23 protein-coding genes are annotated in these 21,571 nt (G+C 74.3%); 16 read left to right on the forward strand and 7 right to left on the reverse strand.

From position 1 onward, the window contains the following. The first annotated feature begins 30 nt into the window (after positions 1-30). The 7 genes from mshB to OG422_RS20835 all read left to right on the forward strand — a co-directional run bounded on the left by mshB (position 31) and on the right by OG422_RS20835 (position 7,750). On the forward strand, positions 31-1,002 hold the full coding sequence (gene mshB / locus OG422_RS20805) for an N-acetyl-1-D-myo-inositol-2-amino-2-deoxy-alpha-D-glucopyranoside deacetylase (RefSeq protein WP_405744252.1): 972 nt from the start codon (positions 31-33) through the stop codon (positions 1,000-1,002). Then, complete coding sequence (locus OG422_RS20810; RefSeq protein ID WP_405744255.1) at positions 999-1,475, forward strand: DUF6113 family protein; 477 nt, start codon at positions 999-1,001, stop codon at positions 1,473-1,475. The genes mshB and OG422_RS20810 overlap by 4 nt, the downstream gene beginning before the upstream one ends. A 302-nt stretch (positions 1,476-1,777) precedes the next feature. Then, the gene (locus OG422_RS20815) at positions 1,778-3,925 is read left to right on the forward strand and encodes a hypothetical protein (protein ID WP_405744257.1); all 2,148 of its coding nucleotides are present in this window, start codon (positions 1,778-1,780) and stop codon (positions 3,923-3,925) included. Positions 3,926-4,065: 140 nt separating this feature from the next. Continuing rightward, positions 4,066-5,031 carry an ABC transporter ATP-binding protein gene (locus OG422_RS20820; RefSeq protein ID WP_405744260.1) on the forward strand — a complete coding sequence of 322 codons (966 nt, stop codon included), beginning with the start codon at positions 4,066-4,068 and terminating at the stop codon, positions 5,029-5,031. Continuing rightward, a complete protein-coding gene (locus OG422_RS20825; RefSeq protein ID WP_143941655.1) occupies positions 5,028-5,765 on the forward strand; it encodes an ABC transporter permease in 738 nt (245 codons plus the stop codon). Before OG422_RS20820 ends, OG422_RS20825 begins: the two co-directional genes overlap by 4 nt. Beyond that, on the forward strand, positions 5,762-7,030 hold the full coding sequence (locus OG422_RS20830; RefSeq protein ID WP_405744264.1) for a sensor histidine kinase: 1,269 nt from the start codon (positions 5,762-5,764) through the stop codon (positions 7,028-7,030). The genes OG422_RS20825 and OG422_RS20830 overlap by 4 nt, the downstream gene beginning before the upstream one ends. A 114-nt stretch (positions 7,031-7,144) precedes the next feature. Further along, positions 7,145-7,750, forward strand: a complete 606-nt coding sequence (locus tag OG422_RS20835; RefSeq protein WP_405744267.1) for a response regulator — start codon at positions 7,145-7,147, stop codon at positions 7,748-7,750. Between the two features lie 158 nt (positions 7,751-7,908). Here the strand turns inward: OG422_RS20835 and OG422_RS20840 are convergent, their stop codons facing one another. Further along, complete coding sequence (locus OG422_RS20840) at positions 7,909-8,775, reverse strand: tetratricopeptide repeat protein (protein ID WP_405747933.1); 867 nt, start codon at positions 8,773-8,775, stop codon at positions 7,909-7,911. Next, the gene (locus tag OG422_RS20845) at positions 8,772-9,782 is read right to left on the reverse strand and encodes a GNAT family N-acetyltransferase (RefSeq protein WP_405744270.1); all 1,011 of its coding nucleotides are present in this window, start codon (positions 9,780-9,782) and stop codon (positions 8,772-8,774) included. The genes OG422_RS20840 and OG422_RS20845 overlap by 4 nt, the downstream gene beginning before the upstream one ends. 138 nt (positions 9,783-9,920) lie before the next feature. Between OG422_RS20845 and fdxA the strand changes: the two genes are divergently transcribed. Continuing rightward, a complete protein-coding gene (gene fdxA, locus OG422_RS20850) occupies positions 9,921-10,241 on the forward strand; it encodes a ferredoxin (protein ID WP_004950253.1) in 321 nt (106 codons plus the stop codon). 152 nt (positions 10,242-10,393) lie between these two features. Further along, entirely contained in the window at positions 10,394-11,488 is a 1,095-nt protein-coding gene (gene dapC, locus OG422_RS20855; protein ID WP_405747934.1) for a succinyldiaminopimelate transaminase, read from the forward strand. 74 nt (positions 11,489-11,562) lie between these two features. Here dapC and OG422_RS20860 read toward each other — a convergent pair whose 3' ends face one another. Beyond that, positions 11,563-12,009: an ATP-binding protein gene (locus OG422_RS20860; RefSeq protein ID WP_405744272.1), complete on the reverse strand. Its 447-nt coding sequence runs from the start codon at positions 12,007-12,009 to the stop codon at positions 11,563-11,565. Between the two features lie 317 nt (positions 12,010-12,326). After that, complete coding sequence (locus OG422_RS20865) at positions 12,327-13,280, reverse strand: heavy metal transporter (RefSeq protein WP_405744274.1); 954 nt, start codon at positions 13,278-13,280, stop codon at positions 12,327-12,329. A gap of 96 nt (positions 13,281-13,376) precedes the next feature. Between OG422_RS20865 and dapE the strand changes: the two genes are divergently transcribed. Beyond that, the gene (gene dapE / locus OG422_RS20870) at positions 13,377-14,468 is read left to right on the forward strand and encodes a succinyl-diaminopimelate desuccinylase (protein ID WP_405744277.1); all 1,092 of its coding nucleotides are present in this window, start codon (positions 13,377-13,379) and stop codon (positions 14,466-14,468) included. 107 nt (positions 14,469-14,575) lie between these two features. Then, positions 14,576-15,334 carry a TIGR00730 family Rossman fold protein gene (locus tag OG422_RS20875; RefSeq protein WP_405744280.1) on the forward strand — a complete coding sequence of 253 codons (759 nt, stop codon included), beginning with the start codon at positions 14,576-14,578 and terminating at the stop codon, positions 15,332-15,334. A 101-nt stretch (positions 15,335-15,435) separates the two neighbouring features. Here OG422_RS20875 and folP read toward each other — a convergent pair whose 3' ends face one another. Beyond that, positions 15,436-16,296, reverse strand: a complete 861-nt coding sequence (gene folP, locus OG422_RS20880; protein WP_405744282.1) for a dihydropteroate synthase — start codon at positions 16,294-16,296, stop codon at positions 15,436-15,438. A 90-nt stretch (positions 16,297-16,386) separates the two neighbouring features. Between folP and OG422_RS20885 the strand changes: the two genes are divergently transcribed. After that, entirely contained in the window at positions 16,387-16,902 is a 516-nt protein-coding gene (locus OG422_RS20885; RefSeq protein ID WP_405744285.1) for a DivIVA domain-containing protein, read from the forward strand. Then, positions 16,899-17,510, forward strand: a complete 612-nt coding sequence (locus OG422_RS20890; protein ID WP_405744288.1) for a DNA-3-methyladenine glycosylase I — start codon at positions 16,899-16,901, stop codon at positions 17,508-17,510. The genes OG422_RS20885 and OG422_RS20890 overlap by 4 nt, the downstream gene beginning before the upstream one ends. Before the next feature lie 45 nt (positions 17,511-17,555). Here the strand turns inward: OG422_RS20890 and OG422_RS20895 are convergent, their stop codons facing one another. Continuing rightward, positions 17,556-18,356, reverse strand: a complete 801-nt coding sequence (locus tag OG422_RS20895) for an enoyl-CoA hydratase/isomerase family protein (protein ID WP_143941644.1) — start codon at positions 18,354-18,356, stop codon at positions 17,556-17,558. A 332-nt stretch (positions 18,357-18,688) separates the two neighbouring features. On the opposite strand from OG422_RS20895, the gene OG422_RS20900 reads away from it, so the two are divergent. Next, positions 18,689-18,856, forward strand: a complete 168-nt coding sequence (locus OG422_RS20900) for a DUF3117 domain-containing protein (RefSeq protein WP_003985072.1) — start codon at positions 18,689-18,691, stop codon at positions 18,854-18,856. A gap of 177 nt (positions 18,857-19,033) precedes the next feature. Here the strand turns inward: OG422_RS20900 and OG422_RS20905 are convergent, their stop codons facing one another. Next, positions 19,034-19,717: an O-methyltransferase gene (locus tag OG422_RS20905; protein WP_143941642.1), complete on the reverse strand. Its 684-nt coding sequence runs from the start codon at positions 19,715-19,717 to the stop codon at positions 19,034-19,036. A gap of 165 nt (positions 19,718-19,882) precedes the next feature. Here OG422_RS20905 and sigE point away from each other — a divergent pair, with 165 nt between their 5' ends. Further along, entirely contained in the window at positions 19,883-20,650 is a 768-nt protein-coding gene (gene sigE / locus OG422_RS20910) for an RNA polymerase sigma factor SigE (protein WP_143941659.1), read from the forward strand. Continuing rightward, complete coding sequence (locus OG422_RS20915; RefSeq protein WP_405744292.1) at positions 20,647-21,534, forward strand: anti-sigma factor family protein; 888 nt, start codon at positions 20,647-20,649, stop codon at positions 21,532-21,534. Before sigE ends, OG422_RS20915 begins: the two co-directional genes overlap by 4 nt. Positions 21,535-21,571 lie beyond the last annotated feature (37 nt).

The following is a 21,571-nucleotide window of genomic DNA, read 5'->3' on the forward strand; positions in this document are numbered from 1 at the left end:
GGCGCGGGCCCCGGCTCGTAGGCTGTTCCCATGACGGAGCCCGCCCCCACCCCGCCCGCGCGCCCCGGCGCCGACCGGCCCCGCCGTCTGCTGCTGGTGCACGCGCACCCGGACGACGAGTCCATCAACAACGGCGTCACGATGGCCAGGTATGCCGCCGAGGGCGCCCACGTCACGCTCGTGACCTGCACCCGCGGCGAGGAGGGCGAGGTCATCCCGCCCGAGCTGGCGCATCTGGCGCCCGACCGGGACGACGCGCTCGGCCCGTACCGCGTCGGGGAGCTGGCCGACGCGATGGCCGCGCTCGGCGTCGCCGACCACCGCTTCCTGGGCGGTGCGGGACGCTACCGCGACTCCGGGATGAGGGGCGCCCCGCAGAACGACCGTCCCGGCGCCTTCTGGGCGGCGCCGCTCGACGAGGCGGCGGCCCCTCTCGTCGCCGTCGTCCGCGAGGTCCGCCCGCAGGTCCTGGTCACCTACGACCCGGACGGCGGCTACGGCCACCCCGACCACATCCAGGCGCACCGCGTCGCGATGCGCGCGGCGGAGCTGGCCGCCGACGGCGCGTTCCGGCCGGACCTCGGCGCACCGTGTGCGATCGAAAAGATCTACTGGAACTGCAGCCCCCGCTCGGAGGTCGAGAAGGGCTTCGCGGCCCTGCGCGCCGCGGGCCGTTCCTTCCCCGGCATCGCCGCCGTCGACGACGTCCCCGGCGTCGTGGCGGACGGTGAGGTCACCGCGGAGATCGCGGGCGAGGCGGCGCACCGCGCGGCGAAGACCGCCGCGATGCGGGCGCACGCCACCCAGATCGCGGTCGACGGCCCGTTCTTCGCCCTCTCCAACGACCTCGGGCAGCCGCTCTTCGGCACCGAGTACTACCGGCTCGTCCAGGGCACGGCCGCCCCGGCGGCGGACGGCCGCGAGCATGACCTCTTCGCGGGCCTCTCCGAGGGCCCCACGGGCGCGCATCTCACCGACGGCCACCAGGAAGCGGGCGCATGAGCGCGGAGAAGAAGAACGGCACTCCCCGGACACGGGCGGGTGGTACCGGCGCGCGCCCCGCGGGCGGCGGCGGGGGCGGCGCCGCGGCGGCGATGGCCCGGCCGGTGACGCCGGGCCGGATCGCGCTGTACGTCCTGCTGCTGGTCGGCGGGGTGCTGGTCGCGCCCGCCGGGGCGCTGCTCCAGGCCGCGTGGTTCCCCGGCGGACTGCTGTTGTCGCTGGCCGGTCTCACCGGTCTGCTGTACGGCGGCGGCCGGGCCACCGAGACCGTCTCCGGGGTGCTGGTGCCGGGCGCCGCCTGGCTGGTCACCGTCTTCCTGCTGCTGGGCACCACCCGTCCGGAGGGTGACTTCCTCTTCGGCGCCGGGCTCGGCTCGTACCTCTTCCTGCTGGGCGGGATCCTGGTGGCTGTGATCTGCGCCACCGCGGCGCAGCGGCGGGCGCTGGGTGCACCGCCCGGCCGGGCCGCCTGATGACGGGCCTCATACCCGCACACAATCCGTAGCGCACGGGGTGAGTTGGCCGCGCGCCGGGGGTTCGCCCGTCGTCGTGGTCTTCCCGTGCTCTTCGGGTACCCCTGTGCGGCGGCCAGTATGGTGGTGCGCGCCGCCGCGCCGCCCTCGGGGCGCTTCCCCGGTCCTAGGGCCTGTCGTCACACTCCCGCCTGCCGCGCGACGCGAGGCCCGCCCTCCGGGCGGACGACGGGAGTATGACGCCGGACCCTGGGCCCGGGATCAACTCTGACGAGCGGCGGAGCCAACCGGGAGAACTTGCTTTGAGTCGTGAATCTGACAGTTCGTCCTCCGGCCCCCAGGGCCGGGGCAACGCCGTCTACCCCTCGGGAACGCCGCCGTACGGCACCCCCAGGGGAGAAGGTGAGGCGGCGACCGGTGCCGCCGCGCAGCCGGAGGAGCAGAAGACCGAGACCACGCTGACGACGCGGATCAAAATCAACATTCCGGGTTCGCGGCCCATCCCGCCCGTCGTCGTGCGCAAGCCCGTGGGGGAGGAGTCCGGCATGAGCGCAGCGAACGGGGCGACCGGAGCGAATGGCACGTCAGGGGAGGGCGCCGCGCCCGGCCCCGACGCGGCGGCGGACCCGGCGGGCACCGCGCCCCGGCTCCCGCGCCGCGCGCCCGCGGCCCAGCGCCCCGGCGGCGCGACGGCCCGGCCCGGCGCCCCGACCGGCTCCGGCGAGACCACCAGCTCCTGGTTCGCCCCCCGCAAGGGCCAGAGCGCGTCCTCGACGACCGGCTCGCACCGGGCGCCCGGCGCCTCGTCCACGACGGGCTCGCACCCGGCGCCCGGCGCCTCGCCCACCACCGGCTCGCACCCGGTGCCCGGTGCGCCGGACGCGGGCGGCGCCGCGCCGTCGCGCCCCGACATGCCGTACTTCTCGGACGCCCCGGCCGGGGGCGCCGAGCCGTCCGGCGGTGACCCGCTCGGCCTCTCGCCGTTCGACGGCGGTGGCCGCCCGGCCCGCGAGACCTCGCCGTTCGACGCCCCGGCGCCCGGCGCCGCCTCGCCGTTCGACGCGCCCGCCGGTGACCTCAGCCCGTTCGACACGCCCGCGGCCGCGGCGCCCAGCGGTCCCACCACCGGGCCCGCCCGGGGCAGGAGCGCGGTCACCCTGCCGCCCGGCTTCAGCGACCCGGGGGCGCGCGGCGACGCCGCCGCGCCGGTCGCCGGGTCCGGCGGCGGTGCCCCGTCCGGCATCACGGGCGGGCTCACCGCGGGCCCGGCGGGCGGCCCCGCCGGTGGCCCGAAGTCGCCGTCGCCCAAGGGGCCCAAGGGCCCCGGGCCCCGCTCGGGTGCCCGCGACCGCGTCTCCGGCGACACCCTCGTCGGCGGCATCCCGAGGGTCCCCGCACCGGACGGTCCGTCGGGGGCTTCCGGCAAGGACGGTGCGGCCGCCGCCCCGGCGTCGCTCCCCAAGATCCCGGAGCCGATCAACCCGACGAAGAAGAAGGGCCGCAACAAGCTGGTCCTGGTGGGCGCCGGAGTCGTCGTCCTCGCCGCGGTCGCCTACGGCGCCGGGCTGCTCCTCGACCACGCCGACGTGCCCAACAACACCAGCGCGCTCGGTGTGGACATCGGCGGGCAGGCCAAGGACGAGGCCGTCAAGAAGCTGGAGGCGGCGCTCAAGGACCGCACCGACCAGCCGCTGAAGCTCACCGTCGACGGCGCCGAGCAGAGCCTCGACCCGGTCAAGGCGGGCCTCGGCATCGATGTGCAGGCCACCGTCCGCAACGCCTCCGGCCGGGACTACAACCCGGTGTCCGTCATCGGCTCGCTCTTCGGCGTCGCCCGTACCGCGCAGCCCTCGATGACCACCGACGACGAGAAGCTGGAGATCGCGCTGCGCCAGGTCGCGGGCGGCTCCGGCGGCGCGGAGCCGGGCGAGGGCGGCATCACCTTCGCCGGTGGCCGGGCCGTCCCGCACTACGGCAAGCCGCACAAGGCCGTCGACGTCGCCGCGTCCAAGACGAAGGTCGCCGACGCCTACCGCGAGCGCGTCACCACCGGCACCCAGCCGACGCTGACACTGGCCGCCTCCACGCAGCGGCCCCGGGTCTCCAAGGAGGCCGTGGACAAGGCGCTCAAGCAGTTCGCCGAGCCCGCGATGTCCGGCCTGGTCACCGTCCGCACGGACGCCGCGCACACCGTGTCGTTCAGCCCGCAGAAGTCCATCCCGAAGTTCCTCTCCTTCCGGCCGGGCGCCGACGGCAGCCTCGTCCCGTACTACGACAGGGCCGCCCTCCAGGCGCTCTACGGCGACACCTTCAACGGCGTCCTGCTCACCAAGGGCGACGGCAGCAAGAAGCCGGTCACGCCCGCCGAGGTGGCCAGCGCCGTGCAGCTGGCGCTCCAGGGCACCACGCCCGCCGACCGGGTGCAGACCATCGGCGGGGACGCCGGCTGACGGGCCCCGCACCCCGGCGACAGGCCCCCGCGACAGCTCCCACGGAGCGACCGCGGGGGCCTGTCGCATGACAGATGTCATGACGGAGTGCGGACAGCCGACACTGCCGCGGCCACCCGCCACCAGCGAAACTTGACGGCATGACGACAACCTCAACCGCGGCCCCGGCCGCCACGCGCCGGCCGGGCCCGGCCCCCGTGGTCAGCTTCCGCGGGGTCACCAAGCGGTACGGCACGGTGCGCGCCGTGGACGGCATCGACCTGGAGCTGCACCCGGGCGAGACGGTCGCCCTGCTCGGCCCCAACGGCGCCGGCAAGTCCTCCACCCTCGACCTGCTCCTCGGGCTGCGCACCCCCGACACCGGCACCGTCGGCGTCTTCGGCACCACCCCGCAGCGGGCCATCGCCCAGGGCAAGGTCGGCGCGATGCTGCAGAGCGGCGGCCTGATGCAGGGCGTCAAGGTCCGCGAACTGGTCGGCCTCGCCCGGGACCTGCACCCCCGCGCGTACCCGCTCGACGACATCCTGCGCGCCGCCGACCTCACCGACATCGCCGACCGCATGGTCGACAAGCTCTCCGGCGGCCAGGAGCAGCGGGTCCGCTTCGCCCTCGCCACCGCGGGCGCGGGCGACCTGATCGTGCTGGACGAGCCGACCACCGGCATGGACGTCTCGGCCCGCCAGGCGTTCTGGGGCACCATGCGCGCCCAGGCCGAGCAGGGCCGTACCGTCCTCTTCGCCACGCACTACCTCGAAGAGGCCGACGCCATCGCCGACCGCGTCATCGTGCTGCACCGCGGCCGGGTCCTCGCCGACGGCACCGCCACCGAGATCAAGGCCCGCGCCGGGGCCCGCCGGATCGCCTTCGACCTGGACGGCACCGTCGATCGCGAGGCGCTGCGCGCGCTGCCCGCCCTCACGGCGCTGGAGGTCTCCGGCCGCACCGTCCGCATCCAGTCGCACGACGCCGACGCGACCGTCCACGCGGTCTACGGCCTCGGCCTGTACCCGCGGAACCTGGAGGTCGCCGGGCTCGGCCTGGAGCAGGCGTTCCTCGCCCTCACCGCCGCCACCGACACCACCACCGCCGGGGAGGCGGGACGATGACCACCCTGATCACGCTGGAGATCCGCCGCGCGCTGCGGAACAAGAAGTTCATGTTCTTCTCGGTGATCTATCCGCCGGGTCTCTACCTGATCATCGCGGGCGGCGCGGGCGGCAGCCCGATGCCCGGGATGAAGCTCGACATGGGGCTCTACTACATGGTCGCGATGGCTGCCTTCGGCGCCATGACCGCCGTCCTCCTCGGCAACAGCGAGCAGATCGCCAAGGAGCGCGAGCGGGGCTGGGTGCGGCAGCTGCGGCTGACCGCGCTGCCCGGCCGCGGCTACGTCACCGCCAAGATCGCCGCGGCCGCCACCGTCAGCCTGCCGTCGATCGTGCTGGTGCTGCTCGCCGGCGCGCTGGTCAAGGGCGTCCGCCTCGACGCCTGGCAGTGGGCCGGCATCGCCGCCGCCACCTGGCTCGGCAGCTTCGTCTTCGCCGCCCTCGGCGTCGCCATCGGCTACCTCGCCACCGGCGACGCGGTCCGCCCGATCAGCATGCTCTGCTACTTCGGCCTGGCGTTCCTCGGCGGCCTGTGGATGCCGCTGACGATCCTGCCGCAGTGGGTGCAGAACATCGCGGAGTACGTCCCCACCCACGCGTACACCGCCCTGGGCACCGCCATCGAGGGCGGCAGCGCACCGCACCTGAAGGACGTCGCGATCCTCCTGGTATATCTGGCGCTCTTCATGAGCGGCGCGGCCTGGCTGTACCGCAAGGACACCCGGAAGGCATGACGACGGTGACAACGGAGCACGGGGCCGAGGAGCCCCACCCGATCAGGGTGGGGCAGCCGCCCCGCACCCGGCGGCAGGCCGTCTCCAAGGCGCTGTGGGTCGCCGTCTGGATGCTCTACCTCGCCGGCCCGATCGCCGACCTCTTCACCGGCTCCGCCCCGCTCACCACCCGCGTCCTGGGCGCCACCGGCCTCGCGGTGTACGTGGCGCTCTACTTCGCGCTGGTCTTCCGGCACCTGTGGCGGGGCGTCACACCGCGGGCGGTCTACCCGCCGCTCGCCGCGCTGCTGGTGCTCTCCGCCGTCCTCGCCTGGAACCTCGGCGCCACCTGGCTGGTGCTGTTCCTCTTCACCTCGGTGGCCACCGGCGTCGTCCTGCCGTGGGAGCACGCCCGCTGGTCCGTCCCGGTCGTCACCGTCGTCCTGCTGCCCCTCGGCTTCCGTTTCCCCGAGGTCCGCGGCTACTACCTCTTCGCGTACGCCCTCCCGGCGCTCGGCAGCGGCTACACGATGATCGGAGTGCAGTACCTGATCCGTACGACGAAGGAGCTGCGCGCCGCGCGGGAGGAGGTCGCCCGCCTCGCCGCCAACGACGAACGGCTGCGGATGGCCCGTGACCTGCACGATCTGCTGGGCCACTCGCTCTCGCTGATCACGCTCAAGAGCGAGCTGGCGGGCCGGATGCTGCCCGCCCGGCCCGAGGACGCCGCGGCGCAGGTCGCCGACATCGAACGGGTCAGCAGACAGGCCCTGGTGGACGTACGCGAGGCCGTCACCGGCTACCGCAGGCCCCGCCTCGCCGTCGAACTGGCCGGGGCCCGCGCCGCGTTGCGCACCGCCCGGATCACCGCCGACGTCGACCCGGCCCTGGAGCGGGATCGCCCGCTGCCGGAGGCGGTCGAGGGCGCGCTGGCCTGGGCGCTGCGCGAGGCCGTCACCAACGTCGTCCGGCACAGCGGGGCCGGGTGCTGCACCCTGCGGCTCACCGAGGAGGCCGGTCCGGACGGCTCGCCCGCGCTGCGCCTGACCGTCTCCGACGACGGCGTCGGCGCCCCGCGCGGCACCGCGGACGGCAACGGGCTCGGCGGCCTCCGCGAACGGCTGGCCCTGACCGGCGGGCAGGTGGAGACGGGGTCGGCCGAGGGCCGGGGCTTCCTGCTCGCGGCGGTCGTGCCGCTGCTGGAGGAGGACGGGGCGGACGAGGCCGGGGATGGTCCGGCGGACGAGGCTCCCGCGGCGCCGCCCGCCTCCGAACCGGCACGGTAGCCCGGCGGCGGTTCGGGGAGGGCCCGGCGCCCGGCCCCGGAACCCGTGCGCCCCGGGCCGCACGGGCTCGGGACCGCGCGCCCCGGCTGCGGGGACCGCCCGTAAGCTGGCCGCATGATCCGTCTGCTGCTCGCCGAGGACCAGTCCATGGTCCGGGAGGCGCTGGCCGCGCTGTTGGAGCTGGAGGACGATCTGCGGGTCGTCGCCCAGGCGTCCCGGGGCGACGAGGTCGTACCGCTGGCCCGGGAGCATGACGTCGACGTCGCGCTGCTCGACATCGAGATGCCCGGAATGAGCGGTCTGGACGCGGCCGCGGAGCTGCACACCGCGCTGCCCGGCGTCCGGATCGTCATCCTCACCACCTTCGGGCGGCCCGGCTATCTGCGCCGCGCCATGGAGGCGGGCGCCGCCGCGTTCCTGGTCAAGGACGCCCCCGCGGCCCGTCTCGCCGAGGCCGTACGGCGGGTGCTGGGCGGCGAGCGGGTCATCGACCCGGCGCTCGCGGCCGCCGCGCTCGCCGACGGCGTCAGCCCGCTCACCGACCGCGAACGCGAGATCCTGGTCCGTGCGGATGAGGGCGGCACCCAGGCCGAACTGGCCCGCCACTTCCACCTCTCCCAGGGCACCGTCCGCAACCACCTCTCCAGCGCCATCCGCAAGACCGGCGCCCGCAACCGCGCGGAGGCGGTCCGCACGGCCCGCGAGAAGGGATGGCTCTGAGCGGACGCGTCCGCGGGGCCCACGTGACCGGGGCCCGCACCGTACGGGTGCGCCGCCCCCGGCCCGGCACCGAGGCGAGCCGCCGCCCGCGGCCCCGTACCGAGGTGAGCCGCCGCCCCCGCAACGAAGCGCTCGCCCCGATGCCCGTCCGCAGGGCCTCAGTTGAGCAGCGCCCGGGCCTCCGCCGCCCGCCCCCGTACCGTCTCCGCCGTCGCCGGGTCCACCGCCTCGACCACCCGGGCGTACTCCTCCAGCTCGGCGGCGCCCTCCAGGAAGCGGCCGCAGTTCACCAGCAGTTGGGCGTGGTCGTGGCGGAGCCGGGCCGGGTGGCTGGGGAGCAGCAGGGCCAGTTCGACCGCCCACAGGCCCACCGGGCCGTGCTCGGGGCGGGCCTGCGCCCAGGCCCGGATGTTGCGGAGGATCCGCGCCACGATTTCCAGCGGATCCGCGGGGAGCAGCATCGGCGCCGTAAGCGCAGCCCCGGCGCCCGCCACCAGCTCCGCCGCGTCCGCGTCGGACAGCAACCGGCCCCCGGCGAACGGATCGGCCAGCACATGCGTCCCGTGCGGATCGCCGAACCCGACGACGAAATGGCCCGGAAGCGCCACCCCGTACACCGGCGCCCCGGCCCGCCGGGCGACCTCCGTCCACACCACCGACAGCAGGATCGGCAGCCCGCGCCGCCGCCGTACCACCTCGTGCAGCAGCGACGACTCCAGCCGCCGGTAGTCGGCGGGCGTCCCGCCGAAACCGAGACGGCGGCCCAGCAGTTCGCCGACGTTACGGGCCCACGCCGCCGGGCCGCCCTCCGGGGCGAACGGCAGCTGACCGGCCAGTTCGTCCAGTGCGATCTGCACGGCGTCCATGCCCGCCTCGTCCAGCGCCGGATCGCCCTCCGCCGCGATCAGCAGGCACAGCAGTACGAGATCGGGACGCTCGGCGCGCGCCTCCTCGGCGAACCGCCGACGCTGTGCCCGGCGCGCCTCGTCCGCCTCCTCGGGCCCGCCGGGCCCGGCCCCGCTCAGGGCGCCACCGCCGCGGGCGCGGCCCGGTAGTGGTAGCCGTGGTGATCGGTGAACCCGAGCCCGTCGTAGAGCCCGAGCGCCGCCGCGTTGTCCGCCTCGACCTGGAGATACGCGGCCGACGCCCCCTCGTCCAGGGCGCGGGCGGCGAGCGCCGCCATCACCAGGCGGGCCAGCCCCCGGCGCCGCGCCCCGGGCGCCACCTCGACCGCCGCGAACCCGGCCCACCGGCCGTCCACCACACAGCGCCCGATCGCCTCCGTGCCGCCGTCCGCACCCTCAACCGTCGCGAACCACACCGACGGACCGCCGGTCAGCACCGCCCGCGCCTCGGGCACCGGCCCCTCCGCCCGGTGGTAGCGCGCCAGCCACGCCGCGTCCGGCGCGCGGTCCAGGCGTACCCGCGTCAGGTCCGCTCCGGTGTCGGCCAGCGGCGCCAGCGCGGCGGTCCGCACCAGGGTGTGGCCGGACGCCGTCCAGCCGCGCCGCTCCAGACCGTCGGCCAGCTCCTCGGTGGCGTCCGGGCGGCCGGTGGTGACGGCGATGACCGGCGGCAGGGACCGCGCGGTGTACCACCGGACGGTGTGCGCCAGCGCCTCGTCCAGCGGGACGCCGGGGTCGCCGAGCGGCAGCACCGAATTGGCCCGCCGGGTGAAGCCGCCGGACGCCCGCAGTGTCCACCCGCCGAGATGTGCGGTCTCGACCGCCGGCCAGCCGCGGGCGGCGACCTCCGTCAGTTCCCGGACATCGGCCGCCGGGCCCCGCCGCCGGGCCGGGGCCGCGGGCACCACCTTGGCCGCGACCAGCAGTTCTTCCCCGACCCGGACCTGCTCGCCATTCCTGCGTGTGATGATGAGCACACCGTCGGTCCAGGATGTGAGCACGCCGACCGCGTCCGTGAACGCCCACTGACCTGCACTGTCGTCCGTACGCCGCCGGACAGATACCCTTTTGCCCACGTCAGCATGGGTGATGCGAACTTCAGCACGACCGTCGGTCATGAATTCCACCGCTCTTCCCGCCCCTCTTGTTCGTCTCGTGCCCGGGAACGGAGATACTAGGTGTGGGCATCGACGACGCCGCGCTCCCGCGCGCCCTGCGGCGGCCTGCCAATTGGTCCGCCGGCCCTACCGAGGAGGAACGACAGCGTGACCTACGTCATCGCGCAGCCTTGTGTCGACGTCAAGGACAAGGCATGCATCGAGGAGTGCCCCGTCGACTGCATCTACGAGGGCTCCCGGTCCTTGTACATCCACCCGGACGAATGCGTCGACTGCGGGGCCTGCGAGCCGGTCTGCCCGGTCGAGGCGATCTTCTACGAGGACGACACCCCTGACGAGTGGAAGGACTACTACAAGGCGAATGTGGAGTTCTTCGACGAGCTGGGCTCGCCCGGTGGTGCCAGCAAGCTCGGCCTGATCGAGCGCGACCACCCCTTCATCGCCGCGCTGCCGCCGCAGAATCAGTAAGCGGTCCCGCGGCGCCCCGAAGGTCTCGTACGGCACCGACCGCCGTGCGGGACCTTCGCGCATTCCGGGTCCCGGCGCGCACCCGCGACGCCGGACCCGGCCCCCGCGCCGACGTCCCCGACGACGTCACCCCGCACCAGAAAGAGAGCATCGTGGGCGCAGTCTCCTCCCTCCTTCCGGTCTTCCCGTGGGACCGCCTGGAGCCCTACAAGGCCACGGCCGCCGCACACCCCGACGGCCTCGTCGACCTCTCCGTCGGCACCCCCGTCGACCCGGTGCCCGCGCTGATCCGCGCGGCGCTGACCGACGCGGCCGACAGTCACGGCTATCCCACGGTCTGGGGCACCCCCGCGCTCCGCGACGCCCTCACCGTCTGGGCCACCGACCGCCTCGGCGCCCGCGGCCTGAGCCATGCGAACGTCCTGCCGGTCGTCGGCTCCAAGGAGCTGGTCGCCTGGCTGCCCACCCAGCTCGGCCTCGGCCCCGGCGACAAGGTCGCCCACCCGCGCCTGGCCTACCCGACGTACGAGGTCGGCGCCCGCCTCGCCCGCGCCGAACCGGTCGCCTACGACGACCCGACCGACCTGGACCCGGCCGGGATCAAGCTGCTCTGGCTCAACTCGCCGTCCAACCCCACCGGCCGGGTCCTCGGCGTCGACGAACTGCGCCGCATCGTCGCCTGGGCGCGGGAGCACGGCATCCTCGTCGTCAGCGACGAGTGCTACCTCGAACTGGGCTGGGAGGCCGACCCGGTCTCCGTGCTGCACCCGGACGTCTGCGGCGGCTCGCACGACGGCCTGGTCGCCGTGCACTCGCTCTCCAAGCGCTCCAACCTCGCCGGTTACCGCGCCGCGTTCCTCGTCGGCGACGCCGCCGTCCTCGGTGAGCTGCTGCAGATCCGCAAGCACGGCGGGATGATGGTCGCCGCGCCCGTCCAGGCGGCCACCGTCGCCGCCCTCGGCGACACCGCGCACGTCACCGAGCAGCGCGAACGCTACGCCCGCCGCCGCAGCGCGCTGCGCACCGCGTTCGAGGCGGCCGGGTTCCGCATCGAGCACAGCGAGGCGTCGCTCTACCTCTGGGCGACCCGCGACGAGCCCTGCTGGGACACCGTCGGCCACCTCGCCGAGCGCGGCATTCTCGTCGCCCCCGGTGACTTCTACGGACCGGCCGGTGACCGGTTCGTCCGGATCGCCTTCACCGCGACCGACGAGCGCGTCGAGGCGGCCGTCCGCCGCCTCGCGTAGCCGTACGCGAAGGGGCCCGGGGAGCGCGAACTCCCCGGGCCCCTTCGCGTTGCGTGGCGCCGCTGCGCCTGCCGTCAGCCGCCGAGGGGAAGGCCGCCGAGCAGGCCCTTCCCCTGCGTCGGGAGGTTGCCGGCCACGCCCTTCACCGCGTTGGTGGGCAGCGTGTCGGTCGACAGACCGTCCTTGCCGGTCTTGCTGAGGATGTTCCCGACGGTGCCGGCGGCGTGCTGCGTGGTCGGCGCGGCCCGCTGGACGACCGGGCCCGCGGTCTCCACCAGCGCCGGGGCGAGCTTCTCCGCCGCCGCGCCACCGGCCTCGTTCACCAGGCCGACGCCTTCGTGCGCGACCTGGTCGACGGTCTCGCTGGTGCGCGGCGAGTCCAGGGTGGTCAGTCCGCCCAGGTCGGTCGTGCTCGGCAGGGGCGCGGCGGTCGCGGAACCGGCCGCGGCGACCACGGGCGCCGCGCTCGCCGCGACCAGCAGGGCGGCTCGGGCGATCCGGCGCGTAACGGGGAGGGACATGGTGCTCCTTTGACGGAGAGGGGCGCGTACTTCTGACAGATGGGCACGGAGGTGCCGAGTCCGCCGGGCGGACGGACGCCCTGACTACCGCGTCAGCCCTCCGAAGGTTGCGGTGAAGTCCGGTAAAGAATTGATAACGCGTCACATAATCCGCCGTGGCGAAAGGCGGGCAATATGCGCATCCGCCCGCCTCTCGCGGCGCTGCCGCATCCCTTGTTCCGTAAGGGAATTAACCTTCCCCGGTCGCCCGCGACGGGGCCACGCTCCCGATCGTTCCGGGAAGGGGCGGGCGTGCCCCGATGGAGGGAAGCGCCGGACTACTGCCCGGTGGTGATCCGTACGGCGGACGCCGGACCGGGGCCGCCGGGGTCCGCGCCGCGCCGCCAGCCCTGTTCGGCGTCGGCCGCCCGCCAGGTCCGCCCGGCGTAAGAGATCTGTTCGACGCCCAGCTCGGCGGAGTGGGCCACCGACCACAGCGCCACCTGCCAGCCGCGCCGCACCCCGCCGTCGTCCCCGGAGCGCGCCACCGGCACGGTCAGCGTCCGCCCGCCGCCCGCGCCCTTGGCGTCCTGGGCGCCCGGCTCGGACAGCACCCCGGCGCCGAACTCCCGCACCAGCCGCTCCCGCACCCGCGCGGTGCCCGCCGCGTCCGTGCCGCCCCCGCCGCCCGTATCCGCACCCTTCGCCGGGCGGGGCACCACGCAGGACAGTGCCGCGCCCCGGCGCCCGGTCAGCGCGTCGGCCAGCAGCGCCGCGTCCGTCTCGTGCTTCGCGTACGCCAGCGGATAGCCGCTGCGCTGCACCCGCTGCGCCGCCTCGGTCAGCGGCAGCTGCTCGTAGCCGGGCACCTGCACCAGATGCGCGTAGAACTCCCCGGCGGCGTAGATCGGATCCATGATCTGCCGGGACGTGCCCCAGTCCTGCGAGGGGCGCTGCTGGAAGAGGCCGAGGGAGTCCTTGTCGCCGTGGCCGAGGTTGCGCAGCCCGGACTCCTGCATCGCCGTCGCCAGCGCGATCGTCACCGCCCGCGGCCGCAGCCCCCGCGCGGACGCCACCGCCGAGATCGTCGCCGCGTTCGCCGCCCGCTCCGGACTCAGCTCGTACGCCGCCCCGCCGTCCGCCGCCGCCACCGTGCACCGCGGCTCCCCGGGCCCGCCGGTCAGCTGCTGCACCGCGACGTACGCCCCCGCGCCCAGCAGCGCGGCGACGGTCACGGCGGTACGCCACGGACGCCGCCGACGGGAGGGAGAGGAAGCTTGCACGCGGCCCACCGTAGCGAAGCCCGGCGGGCCAGGGCCTGCCGCCCGGACTGCTCTGCCCTCCGGGCGGACGACGGGAGTCCGACGGCAGGCTCTAGGGTTGAGCGTATGGACCGCTCCACAGACCACCCCGCCCTCGACCTGTCGCTCGACGCCGCGGAGCTCACCGCGCGGCTCGTCGACTTCCCCTCCGAGAGCGGCAACGAGAAGGACCTCGCCGACGCCGTCGAGCACGCCCTGCGCGCGCTGGACCACCTCACCGTCGACCGCTACGGCAACAACATCGTCGCCCGCACCCACCTGGGCCGCGCCGAGCGGGTGGTGCTCGCCGGTCACCTCGACACCGTCCCGATCGCCGACAACGTCCCCTCCCGCCTCGACGACGAGGGCTACCTGTGGGGCTGCGGCTCCTGCGACATGAAGTCCGGCGTCGCCGTCCAGCTCCGGGTCGCCGCCACCGTCCCCGAGCCCAACCGCGACCTCACCTTCGTCTTCTACGACCAGGAAGAGGTCGCCGCCCACCTCAACGGCCTCGGGCACGTCGCCGCCGCCCACCCGGACTGGCTTGAGGGCGACTTCGCCGTCCTCCTGGAATCCTCCGACGGCGAGGTCGAGGGAGGCTGCCAGGGCACCCTGCGCGTCCTGCTGCGCACGAGCGGTGAGCGCGCCCACTCCGCCCGCGGCTGGATGGGGTCGAACGCGCTCCACGCCGCCGCCCCGATCCTGACGAAGCTCGCCGCGTACCGGCCGCGCCGCGCCATGATCGACGGACTGGAGTACCGCGAGGGCCTCAACGCCGTCCGCGTCGAGGGCGGCGTCGCCAACAACGTCATCCCGGATGCCTGCACCGTCACCGTCAACTTCCGCTACGCCCCGGACCGCACCCCGGAAGAGGCGCTGGCGCACGTCCGGGAGGTCTTCGCCGACTGCCCGGTGGACGAGTTCGTCGTCGATGACCACTCCCCGGGCGCACTGCCGGGCCTCTCCCACCCGGCCGCCAAGGCGTTCATGGAAGCCGTCGGTGGCACCGCGCGCCCCAAGTTCGGCTGGACCGACGTCTCCCGCTTCAGCGCCCTCGGCGTCCCGGCCGTGAATTACGGCCCCGGCAACCCGCTGCTCGCCCACAAGCGGGACGAGCGCGTCCTCGCCGAGCGCATCGGCCACTGCGAGGAGCGGCTGCGCGCCTGGCTGACCAGCTGACGCGGTTCTCGGCGGTGCGCCCGCCCCGGGTGGGCGCACCGGTCCGCGCCGCCCACCGCGGGATCTACGCTGAAGCGGCAACGATCTGTCAGCGGAGGGAGCACGACATGGCCAGTCTCGAAGGAGCAGCGGCCCCCGAGGAGCAGCGGCTGGGCCCCGTACTGCGCCGTCACGACCAGGTGCAGCACAGCACCACGGACCAGCGGCTGCTGGACTCGGAGGGCTCCTCGGAGTGGGTGCACACCGATCCGTGGCGGGTGATGCGCATCCAGTCGGAGTTCGTCGAGGGCTTCGGCGCGCTCGCCGAACTCGGCCCCGCCGTCAGCGTCTTCGGCTCCGCCCGCACGCTCCGTGACTCCGCCGAGTACGCGGTCGGTGTGAAGCTCGGCCGGGCGCTGGTGGAGGCCGGTTTCTCGGTGATCACCGGCGGTGGCCCCGGCGCCATGGAGGCGGCCAACCGGGGCGCCCACGAGGCCGGCGGCACCTCTGTGGGCCTCGGCATCGAGCTGCCCTTCGAGCAGGGCATGAACGAGTACGTGAACCTCGGGGTCGATTTCCGGTACTTCTTCGTCCGGAAGACCTGCTTCGTGAAGTACGCCCGCGGCTTCGTCGTGCTGCCCGGCGGACTGGGCACCCTGGACGAGCTGTTCGAGGCACTGACCCTCGTCCAGACCCGGAAGGTGACCCGCTTCCCGATCGTCCTCTTCGGCACCGCCTACTGGAGCGGCCTGGTCGACTGGCTGCGCGAGACGCTGATCGCCGAGGGCAAGGCGTCCCCGCGCGACCTGGAGCTCTTCCACCTCAGCGACGACGTGGAAGAGGCGGTCGCCCTGGTGACGAAGGAAGTCGGGCCGGGGGTGCGGTAGGGCCTCCCCGCGGGGCAGCGCCGACGCCTCCCCGCGGGCCGGCGGGCGCGGCTTCCTCCGGCGGGCCCGCCGGGCGCGGCCCCGCCCCCTCCCCGGGCCGGTCAGGCCAGCCCGCGCCGGGCGACCGCCGGTGCCCGGTGACCGGCGATGGACGCGACCATGTCCAGCACCTGCCGGGTCTCGGCGACCTCGTGGACGCGGTAGACCTGCGCGCCCAGCCAGGCCGAGACGGCGGTGGTCGCGAGGGTGCCGAGGACACGCTCCTTGACCGGCTTGTCCAGGGTCTCGCCGACGAAGTCCTTGTTGGAGAGCGAGACCAGCACCGGCCAGCGGGTGTCGGTCATCTCGTCCAGCCGCCGGGTCGCCTCCAGGCTGTGCCGGGTGTTCTTCCCGAAGTCGTGCCCCGGATCGATCATGATCGCGTCGCGCCGGACGCCCAGTTCCACGGCGCGCTCAGCGAGCCCCAGCGTGACGCGCAGGATGTCGGCCATCACGTCGTCGTACGCCACCCGGTGCGGACGGGTACGCGGTTCGGCGCCCCCGGCATGGGTGCAGACCAGGCCCGCGCCGTGCCGGGCGGCGACCTCCGCGAGCTTTGGATCGACGCCGCCCCAGGCGTCGTTGAGGACATCGGCGCCCGCCGCGCAGACCGCCTCGCCGACGTCGTGCCGCCAGGTGTCGACGCTGATGACCACGGACGGGTGGCGCCGCCGGACCTCCGCGACGAAGCCGACGGTGCGCCGCGCCTCCTCCTCGGCGGTGACCTCCTCACCGGGACCGGCCTTGACGCCGCCGATGTCGATGATCGCGGCCCCCTCGGCGACGGCCTGCTCGACGCGGGTGAGCGCCGCCTCGTCCTGGAACGTCGCCCCCTGGTCGTAGAAGGAGTCCGGGGTCCGGTTCACGATGGCCATGATCACCGGTTCGTGCGCGTCGAACTCGCGTTTCCCCAGCCGCAGCATTCTCACTCCTTCTCAGTGGTCCGCCAGCGACCTTAACTGTCACACCCGCATGGCACGATCGGGGCAGGTGCATCTTCCGGGGAGTTGGTCGTGTTCTGGTTTCTGCTGATCGCCATGGTCGTGGTGGTCGCCGTGGTCACCCTCGTCGTCGTGGGCGGCGAGCGCGCCGGGCTGCGCGACACCGAGCCGGAGCAGCTCTACGACCCGCTGCCCCAGGAACGCCCGCTGACCCGCGCCGACATCGACGCCGTACGCTTCGCGGTCACCGTCCGCGGCTACCGCATGAACGACGTCGACGACGCCCTCGACCGCATCGGCGCCGAGCTGGCCGAGCGGGACGCCCGGATCGCGGAGCTGGAGGCCGCGCTGGCGGGCGTCCACGCCGCGTCCATGGGCGGCCCGGGCCTGATCCGGGACGACGGGTCCGCGGACGACGCACCGACCGGGGCGGCGGCACCGCCCGAGGGACAGGGCCCCGGCCCTGCGGAGGGGAACGACGGAAGCGGGGAGACGATGCGGACGACGAAGCGGGTCCGGCCGACCGGCGAGGAGCCGGAGGCGGACGGCGGGGCCACCGCGGCGCCGGAGTCGGAGGGCCGGTCATGACGGGTGTGGTGAGCGCCCCGGACGGCGTTCCGCGCTGCCCCTGGGGCATGGAGTCCGAGAAGATGGCCGATTACCGCGCGTACCACGACACGGAGTGGGGCCGCCCGGTCCACGGCGACGATGCGCTCTTCGAGCGGATGTGCCTGGAGGCGTTCCAGTCCGGCCTGTCCTGGATCACGATCCTGCGCCGCCGGGAGGCGTTCCGCGCCGCGTTCGCCGGGTTCGGCATCGCCGAGGTCGCGCGGTTCACCGATGCCGACGCCGAGCGGCTCCTCGCCGACCCCGGCATCATCCGCAATCGCGCCAAGATCGCCGCGACGCTCGGCAACGCCCGGCTCGCCGCCGCGCTGGCCCCCGGCGAGCTGGACGCCCTGATCTGGTCGTACGCGCCCGAGCGGGCGGGCCGCCCGGCGCCGCGTACCTTCGCCGACGTCCTGCCGGTGACCCCGGAGTCCACCGCGCTCGCCAAGGACCTCAAGAAACGCGGCTTCCGCTTCGTCGGCCCGACCACCGCGTACGCGCTGATGCAGGCGTGCGGCCTGGTCAACGACCATCTCACCGGATGCCACGCCCGGGAGGCGACGGAGCGGGCGGCGGCCGCGGGCTGAGCACCGGGCCGCCCCGCCGTTCCGGTCCGGGCGGCGCGCCCCGGGTCAGCGCCCGAGGTAGACCGGCTTCTCCTTCTTCACGAACGCCTCGACGGCGATGTGGTGGTCCTCGGAGGCACCGGCCCGCGCCTGGAGTTCCTCCTCCTTGGCGAGCGTGTCGGCCAGGGTGTGCCCGGCGCCGAAGGCCAGCGACTCCTTGAGCGCGGCGTACGCGAGGGTCGGGCCCGCGGCGAGGCGCCGGGCGACGGCCGCCGCCCGGTCGGCCAGCTCCGCGGCGGGCACGACCTCGCTCGCGATGCCCAGCGCGTACGCCTCCTGCGCGTCGATGCTGCGGGGGAAGAGCAGCAGGTCGGCGGCGCGGCCCGGTCCGACGACGCGCGGCAGCGTCCAGGACACCCCGGAGTCGGCGGTGAGCGCGACCCCGGCGAAGGAGGTGTTGAAGGACGCCGAGTCGGCGACGACGCGGTGGTCGGCGGCGAGTGCGAAGCCGAAACCGGCGCCCGCCGCGACGCCGTTGACGCCCGCCACCACCGGCTTGGGCATCCCGGCGAGCGCCGTGACGATGGGGTTGTAGTGCTCCCGCACGGTGCTCATGGTGGCGCCGTCGCCGCTCTCCCGGTCCGCGGCGAGCAGCCCGATGTGCTCCTTGAGGTCCTGGCCGACGCAGAACGCGCGGCCGGTGGCGGTCAGCAGGACGGCGCGGACGGCGGGATCGGCCGCCGCGTCCCGCAGACGGTCCCGGAGCGTCACCTTCGCGTCGATGTTCAGGGCATTCATCGCGTCGGGGCGGTTGAGGGTGATCGTGGCGAGTCCGTCGGTCACGTCGTAGAGCACGGTGTCGGCCATGAGTGAGGATCCCTCCGTCGCGGGTGGCGCCGCCCGTCGGGGGCGGTCAGCGCTCAGGATGCCGGAGATCATCCGGCCCCGGCATGTGACGTACGTCAAAGAATGAGGGTGGCCCGGGGTGTGCAGGGTGGCGCAGTATCGCAGGCCACTCACCGAATTGAGGGGGTTTGGGGGAGCGCGTTGCCGAAGGGAAGCTGTCCGATGTTGGTCATCGGGTCGTTCGATGCGGGATAATGGCCTGGAAGCAATGTGTTCGATGCCGGTGACGCATGCGGAGATGCGGCCGTCGGCGGTCGGCTGAGGTTGAGCTGGTTTCAGGAAGGGGAACGAGCATGGCGGCCATGAAGCCGCGGACGGGTGACGGCCCGCTCGAGGTGACCAAGGAGGGGCGGGGCATCGTCATGCGGGTTCCGCTCGAAGGCGGCGGGCGACTCGTCGTCGAGCTGACACCCGACGAAGCCAAGGCCCTGGGTGAGGCACTGGAAAAGGTCACCGTCTGAGAGGGCGGCCCGAACTGCTGCGGTTCCCTGGGGCGCTGACCCCTGGTACCCCCAGCCGATGATCACGGCCCCGGCCGGCGCGCCTCGTGCGCTCCCGCCGGGGCCGTTCGTCGTGACGGGCGGCTCGTCGTCGCGGCGGCGCGCTCCGGGGCCGGTGCCGTGGCCCTGTCGGACGCCTCAGCCGCGTTTGACCGCGCACAGCAGACCGTCGCCGACCGGCAGCAGCGACGGTACGAGCAGGGAGCTGTCCCGGACGGCACGCAGCAGCTCGCGCAGGCGCAGCACCTCGTCGGGCTGCGCGCCGGAGTCGACGGTGCGGCCGTCGGCGAAGACCCCCGCGAAGCAGACCAGACCGCCGGGGCGCAGCAGTCGCAGCGCCTCGGCGAGATAGTCGGTGCACTCGCCCAGATCGCCGTCGCAGAACACCAGGTCGTAGCCGCCGTCGGCGAGCCGCGGCAGGACGTCCAGCGCCCGGCCGGGGATGAACCGCGCGCGGTTCCCGGCGAAGCCCGCCTCGCGGAACGCCTGCTTGGCGAAGGTCTGCCGCTGCGGTTCGAGATCGACGGTGGTCAGCACGCCGTCCGGCCGCATACCGTGCAGGAGGTAGATGCCCGACACGCCCGTGCCGGTGCCGATCTCGGCGATGGCCTTGGCCCCGGCGGTGGCGGCGAGCATGCGCAGTGCGGCTCCGGTGGCGGTCGACACCGTACGGATCCCGGCGTCGCGGGCGCAGCCACGGGACCAGCGCAGGGCGATGTCGGTCGCGTCGTCGATGGTCCCGGCGCCGTACGCCTCGGCGAATGCCAGGCCCGTCTGCCGGTTGCCGGTAATGGCCCTCTCCTGTCCCCGTAGTTGACGCAACGGTGACTGTATCCGCTGCGTGCGGGAACCCGCAGATGGGACCGGGCGTTGACGGGGGACAGGGGGGATGCGCGGGTGAAGACCGACGGAGACGTGAAGCAAGCACAGAAGCAGGACCAAATGCAGGTCAAAACTGCTTATCCGGAGCTAACGGGCGAGGTGGATATGGTAGGGGCTCTACTGGACACCACCAGAGCCACCAGGGGAGGTGCGGCTGCGACGGGTGACCGCCGAGGGCGCAGACGCCTGAGACGGCCGTTCGTCGAGCCGAAATCCGTGACCAACACCGCTGACCGTCTCCGCACCCACCACTCCGCTCCTACCGCGACCTTCGCCGCAGACGCGGATGCGCAGGCGTGGACTCCCCCCAGTTGGGAGGAGATCGTCAGCACCCACAGCGCCCGGGTCTACCGTCTCGCCTACCGCCTCACCGGCAACCAGCACGACGCCGAGGACCTCACCCAGGAAGTGTTCGTCCGCGTCTTCCGTTCGCTGTCGACGTACACGCCGGGGACGTTCGAGGGCTGGCTGCACCGCATCACGACCAACCTCTTCCTGGACATGGTCCGCCGCCGCCAGCGCATCCGCTTCGACGCGCTGGCCGACGACGCCGCCGAGCGGCTGCCCAGCCGGGAGCCGTCGCCGCAGCAGCACTTCAACGACACCCACTTCGACGCGGATGTACAGCAGGCGCTGGACACCCTGGCGCCGGAGTTCCGCGCCGCCGTCGTCCTGTGCGACATCGAGGGCCTGTCGTACGAGGAGATCGCCGCGACGCTCGGCGTGAAGCTCGGCACGGTCCGCAGCCGGATCCACCGTGGCCGCTCGCATCTGCGCAAGGCGCTCAAGCACCGCTCCCCGCAGGTGCGGGCCGAGGAGCGCGAGCAGCGGTCGCTGGCCGCGGTGTCCACCGGGGAGGTCGGAATCGCGTGAGCCCCATTGGCGGTGCTTCCCCCGCCGAGCAGCATCTCGGTGACCGCCTCGCAGCCCTGGTCGACGGCGAGTTGGGACATGACGCGCGGGAGCGGGTGCTCGCGCACCTGGCGACCTGCGGACGGTGCAAGGCGGAGGCCGACGCCCAGCGTCGGCTCAAGAGCGTCTTCGCGCAGGCCGCGCCACCCGGCCCCTCCGAGGGGTTGTTGGCGCGGTTGCAGGGGCTGCCCGGAGGAGATCCGGACGGCCCCGGCGGCGGGCTGGGCGCCTTCGGACGCGCCGAATTCGACCGGGACGGCGGCGGCTTCGGCTATCCGCCCTCCTCCGGTGCGCATGCGAGCGACGTCCGCGCGCCCCGGCAGCGGGGCTTCCGTATCCATGAGAGCGAGCGTTCGGCGGCGCCGCGCCGCCGCTTCGCGTTCGCCGCGGCCGGGGCCGTCTCGCTGGCCGCCCTCGCCCTGGGTGGCACGCTGCCGCTGGAGGCCGCGATCGACCCGTCGGGCCGCCAGGACGGCACCGGCACCGCCGTCGTCCCGCTCAGCGCCACCCCGGTCGCCGGGAGCAATCCGCTCCGCGACGCCGGGCTGCTGACCTCCGGGGGAGTCGCCGGTCCGGTCGCGTCCGTGGCGCCCGGCGCGACGGGCCTCTACGGCCCCTCCGTGCCGACCTCCTCACCCCCGGCACGGATACCGTCCGGTGGCCGCTTCGGCCCGTTGATAGCCCCGCCCGGTCAGGACGCCGACCGGCACCCCGCACCCCTCACCGTCGGTACCGCCCGCGCCCCGGGCCCGTACACCCCCGTCGCCGGGCCTCTCCGCCCGCTCGTCGGCTCCGCGGCATCCCCCACCCCCGCCTCCCGCCCGCCCGCCGCTGCTCCGCGCTGACCGCCGCCGCGCTCTGTCACAGGGAACTGGTTGAATC

Source organism: Streptomyces sp. NBC_01525 (assembly GCF_045040405.1).
GTDB lineage: Bacteria > Actinomycetota > Actinomycetes > Streptomycetales > Streptomycetaceae > Streptomyces > Streptomyces benahoarensis.